Genomic DNA, 4085 nt, shown 5'->3' with positions numbered 1-4085 from the left:
GAGGGGCGGCGGCCGGCGCGGGGCCGGCGGCGGCCGGCGGCACGTCGGTGCCGGCGAGGGTGAGCCGGCGCTCCATGCGTTCGAGGCGCTGGAGCAGGCCGCCGGTGCTGTCGTCGGCGCCGGGCAGCAGCATCCGGGCGCAGATCAGCTCCAGCAGCAGCCGGGGCGCGGTGGTGCCGCGCATCTCCACCAGGCCGTTGTGCACGATGTCGGCGCAGCGGGACAGCGTGGCCGGGCCGAGCCGCTGGGCCTGGGCGGCCATCCGCTCGATCTGGTCGGCCGGGCCGTCGATGAGGCCCTTGGCGGCGGCGTCCGGCACCTGCTGGAGCACGATCAGGTCGCGCAGCCGCTCCAGCAGGTCGGAGGCGAACCGGCGCGCGTCGTGCCCGGCCTCGGCGACCCGGTCGACGGTCGCGTACGCCGTCGCGCCGTCCCCGGCCGCCAGCGCGTCGCACATCTCGTCGATGAGGGCGGCGTCGGTCACGCCGAGCAGGGCGGCGGCCCGGGAATAGGTGACGCCCTCCGGCCCGGCCCCGGCGATGAGCTGGTCGAGCACGGAGAGGCTGTCCCGGGCGCTGCCGCCGCCAGCGCGCACCACCAGCGGGAAGACCGCCGGCTCGACGGCGACGTTCTCGGCCTCGCAGAGCTGCTCCAGGTAGGGCCGGAGCACCTTCGGCGGGATCAGCCGGAACGGGTAGTGGTGGGTCCGCGACTTGATCGTGCCGAGGACCTTCTCCGGCTCGGTAGTCGCGAAGATGAACTTGACGTACTCCGGCGGCTCCTCGACCAGCTTGAGCAGGGCGTTGAAGCCGGCCGACGAGACCATGTGGGCCTCGTCGATGACGTAGATCTTGAAGCGGCTCTTGGCCGGCGCGAAGATCGCCTTCTCGCGCAGCTCGCGGGCGTCGTCGACGCCGCCGTGGCTGGCCGCGTCGATCTCCAGTACGTCGATCGAGCCGCCGTCGGTGGCCAGCTCGCGGCAGGAGTCGCACTGCCCGCACGGCTCCGGCGTCGGGCCCTGCTCACAGTTCAGCGAGCGGGCCAGGATCCGGGCGCTGGAGGTCTTGCCGCAGCCGCGTGGGCCGGAGAAGAGGTAGGCGTGGTTGAGCCGCCCGCTGCGCAGCGCCTGCGACAGCGGCTCGGTGACGTGCTCCTGCCCGATGACCTCGGCGAAGGTACGCGGCCGGTACTTGCGGTAGAGCGCCAGTGCCACTCGTCCCGCCTCCTCTCGACCGAGCCATTCTGCGCCGGTCGGGCGCGGGTGACCACCCACCACCCCGTGACCTGACCCGCAGGGACGTTACCGGGACCCGGAGACAAAAAGGCCTCCCGTGCACCCGGCAGAGCCCGCTTATCCTTGCTGCCTTCCGGCCCTGGGGAGGTTCACGAGATACCGCCGCACGGGAGGTACCGCCAACCCTACCCGACGCCACGTCGATCTTCAGGGGGTGGTGGGGTGGCCCACCCGCCGGGGACCTGTATCCTCGTCTGCGGAGGATTCGCCTAGAGGCCTAGGGCGCACGCTTGGAAAGCGTGTTGGGTTAACACCCTCACGAGTTCGAATCTCGTATCCTCCGCTCGCTGAGCAGCACGAACGCGAGGGCCGACCCCCATCGGGGACGGCCCTCGTACCGTTTCTGCCGAGCGCCACGGCGGCTCCCCTGGTTACGCTCCTCCGACCTGTGTCGATGCCTCATCGACGATCGGTCGGTGGCGGTCGCGCCTCTCGACGGGTGAGGTCGGAAGGGGCGACCCGCTTGGGCAAAAATCCGCGCTGGCTGCTCTGGACGCAACTGGTCGCGATGTCCTGCGTCCTTCTCTCCCAGGTGGGGTCCGGGTTCGACCGACCGCTGGAGATCGTCGTCGGCTGCGGGGCGGCCGGGATGGCGCTGTACTGTGTCGCCGCGCTGATCATCGGCCGCACCAGCGGCAACGCCGAGAAACCCGATGCCGGGTGAGCGAGCGGCCGACCGACCCGGAGTTCGACGAATGCGACTGCCCGGAGAAGGTCGACGCGGCCTTGGCGCGTACGGAGCCCGGGGCCGGGCCGGCGCTTCTCTGGCTGGTGCTGGACGAGTTCCACCCGCCTGCCGTCGTCCTTCCCCGGATCAAGCGCGGGCTCCGGTCGCGGGACGCGCAGACCAGGGGGAACGCGTTGCAGTCGCTGGGTCACTTCGGGCGCCTGCACCGCGACGTCGACGTCGAGTCGCTGGCGCTGCTCCGGGGCGCGCTGCGCGACCGCACCCCGCTCGGTGGCTGTCAGCTACGCGGCTACGCCGACAACGCGGCGGACGACATCGGCACGTTCGTGCCCCGGCACCGTCTGCCCCGCTGGCTGCGCCGCCGCCACGCCGGGCCCTGGCGACCGCGCCGGCTGCGACGGTGAACGCCGCCGACGAAGCGACTGGTCACGGCGTGATCCCTGCCGCACGTCGATCAGGAAACACCGCCCGCGTCCTACGCTGACAGCCGCATCCGACAGCGAGACAACCGGGCGGCGGCGACCTGCGGGCGTCGACCGGCCCGGGGAGAGCGCGGACACAGGTGAACGCAACGCTGAACGTCGCCGACGGGCTGGCCGTGCTGGCTGCCGGGGTCGCGGCGGGAGCCATCAACGCGGTGGTGGGCTCGGGCACGCTGGTGACCTTCCCGGTCCTGCTCTCCCTCGGCTATCCGCCCGTGGTGGCGAACGTGTCCAACACCGTCGGGCTGGTGCCGGGGTCGTTCACCGCGGCGTACGCCTATCGCCAGGAACTGGCCGGGCACGGCCGGCTGCTGGCCCGCCTGGGTCTCGCCGCCGTGCTCGGCGGGATCACGGGCGGCGTACTGCTGCTGCTCCTGCCGCCCGGTGCGTTCCGGGCGATCGTGCCGGTGCTGATCGTCCTGGCGTTGGTGCTCGTGGTGGTGCAGCCGCGGCTGGCGCGGGCGTTGGCCCACCGGCGGCCGGTCGCGGACGACGCGGGCGCGTCGTCGGCGGGCGGTCAGGCGGTACGGCGGGCGGGGCCGCTGCTGCTGCTCGGCGTCTTCGGCACGGGGGTGTACGGGGGCTACTTCGGCGCCGCCCAGGGAGTGTTGCTGCTGGGGCTGCTCGGCGTGCTGCTCTCGGCCGACCTGCGCTGGGTCAACGGGGTGAAGAACGTGCTCGCCGGCCTCGTGAACGGGGTCGCGGCGGTCCTCTTCGTCGCCGTGGGATCGGTGGCGTGGCAGCCGGCGCTGCTGATCGCGGCGGGTTCCGTGGTGGGCGGCCTGATCGGCGGCCGGTGGGGACGCCGGCTGCCGCCGGTGGCGTTGCGCGCCACGATCGTGGTCGTCGGGCTCGCCGCCCTGGTCAACCTGCTGCGCTGACCACCGACCCGGGTACGGGCCGCACCGGACGAATCCGGGCGGCGCGACAACGGGTGGGCGCGGCAACGAGCGGGCACGGCCACGGGTGGGCGCGGCTCGGCGGGCGGTCATCCGCGTGGGCGGGCCCAGGAGACGAAGCGGTCGGCTAGTTGGGCCGGGCTCACGCCGGGGTCGAGTGCGACGAGCTGTGCGGCGGCCTCGACCTGGAGAGTCGCCAGGTGGACGGTGAGCGCGGCGCGGTCGTGGCGGTACTCGCCGAGCAGCCGCAGCTTCGCCGGCGAGCAGGGCCAGGCAATGCCGCACGCCCGGCACCGCCACGTGGGCCGGGTCGGGACGTGCTCCCGGGTGCGGCGGCTCACCGCGCCGCCGGTCCCGCAGACCCGACCCGGTCCACCGACCCGGGTTGCTCCGTCCCGAGCCGGTCCACCGTCCCGAGCCGATCAGCCGTCCCGGGCTGTTGAGCCGCCCCGAGCCCGTCCGCAGCCCGGACCCGGGGCGTATCGGTGGCGATCACCCGGGCGCGGTCGACGCGGATCGAGGCGAAGCGCTCGCGGGGGCGGAGGGTGCCGTCGGCGTTCACCTGATGGCCGCGTACCTCGGCCCAGAGCCGACCCTCGAACGGGCCGACGCTCAGCACCTCGGTGACGCGCAGCGTCAGAGGGCCCTCGCCGAAGCGGTAGGCGTCGTCGGGAACGCGGATGGTCGTACCGGCGGGCCATCCCACCGGCCGGCTCCGGGCG

General features: G+C 73.6%; 6 protein-coding genes, 1 tRNA gene and 1 other RNA gene. 4 read left to right on the top strand and 4 right to left on the bottom strand.

Features of this window, described 5'->3' with window-relative positions:
* Together F6X68_RS31320 and ffs are read right to left on the bottom strand one after the other, a co-directional pair.
* On the bottom strand, positions 1–1213 hold a 1213-nt coding region (locus tag F6X68_RS31320; RefSeq protein WP_151457624.1), incomplete at its 3' end, for a DNA polymerase III subunit gamma and tau.
* 107 nt (positions 1214–1320) lie between these two features.
* Positions 1321–1410: signal recognition particle sRNA small type (ffs, locus tag F6X68_RS31315), an RNA gene on the bottom strand.
* An 82-nt stretch (positions 1411–1492) separates the two neighbouring features.
* Here ffs and F6X68_RS31310 point away from each other — a divergent pair.
* The 4 genes from F6X68_RS31310 (at position 1493) to F6X68_RS31295 (ending at position 3345) form a co-directional block, all read left to right on the top strand.
* Positions 1493–1577: transfer RNA gene (locus F6X68_RS31310), tRNA-Ser, on the top strand.
* 180 nt (positions 1578–1757) lie between these two features.
* Entirely contained in the window at positions 1758–1958 is a 201-nt protein-coding gene (locus tag F6X68_RS31305) for a hypothetical protein (protein WP_151457623.1), read from the top strand.
* Positions 1955–2386, top strand: coding sequence for a hypothetical protein (locus F6X68_RS31300; protein WP_151457622.1), 432 nt, complete (start codon positions 1955–1957; stop codon positions 2384–2386). The genes F6X68_RS31305 and F6X68_RS31300 overlap by 4 nt, the downstream gene beginning before the upstream one ends.
* 158 nt (positions 2387–2544) lie before the next feature.
* Positions 2545–3345, top strand: coding sequence for a sulfite exporter TauE/SafE family protein (locus F6X68_RS31295; protein WP_225852543.1), 801 nt, complete (start codon positions 2545–2547; stop codon positions 3343–3345).
* 107 nt (positions 3346–3452) lie between these two features.
* On the opposite strand, the gene F6X68_RS31290 is transcribed toward F6X68_RS31295, so the two are convergent.
* On the bottom strand, positions 3453–3704 hold the full coding sequence (locus F6X68_RS31290; protein WP_151457621.1) for a flavin reductase: 252 nt from the start codon (positions 3702–3704) through the stop codon (positions 3453–3455).
* On the bottom strand, positions 3701–4085 hold a 385-nt coding region (locus F6X68_RS31285), incomplete at its 5' end, for a hypothetical protein (RefSeq protein WP_225852542.1). The genes F6X68_RS31290 and F6X68_RS31285, both read right to left, overlap by 4 nt.

The sequence above is a fragment of the Micromonospora sp. AMSO12t genome (genome assembly GCF_008806585.1).
Lineage (GTDB): Bacteria > Actinomycetota > Actinomycetes > Mycobacteriales > Micromonosporaceae > Micromonospora > Micromonospora reichwaldensis.
This window is presented reverse-complemented; position numbering and strand designations above follow the sequence as displayed.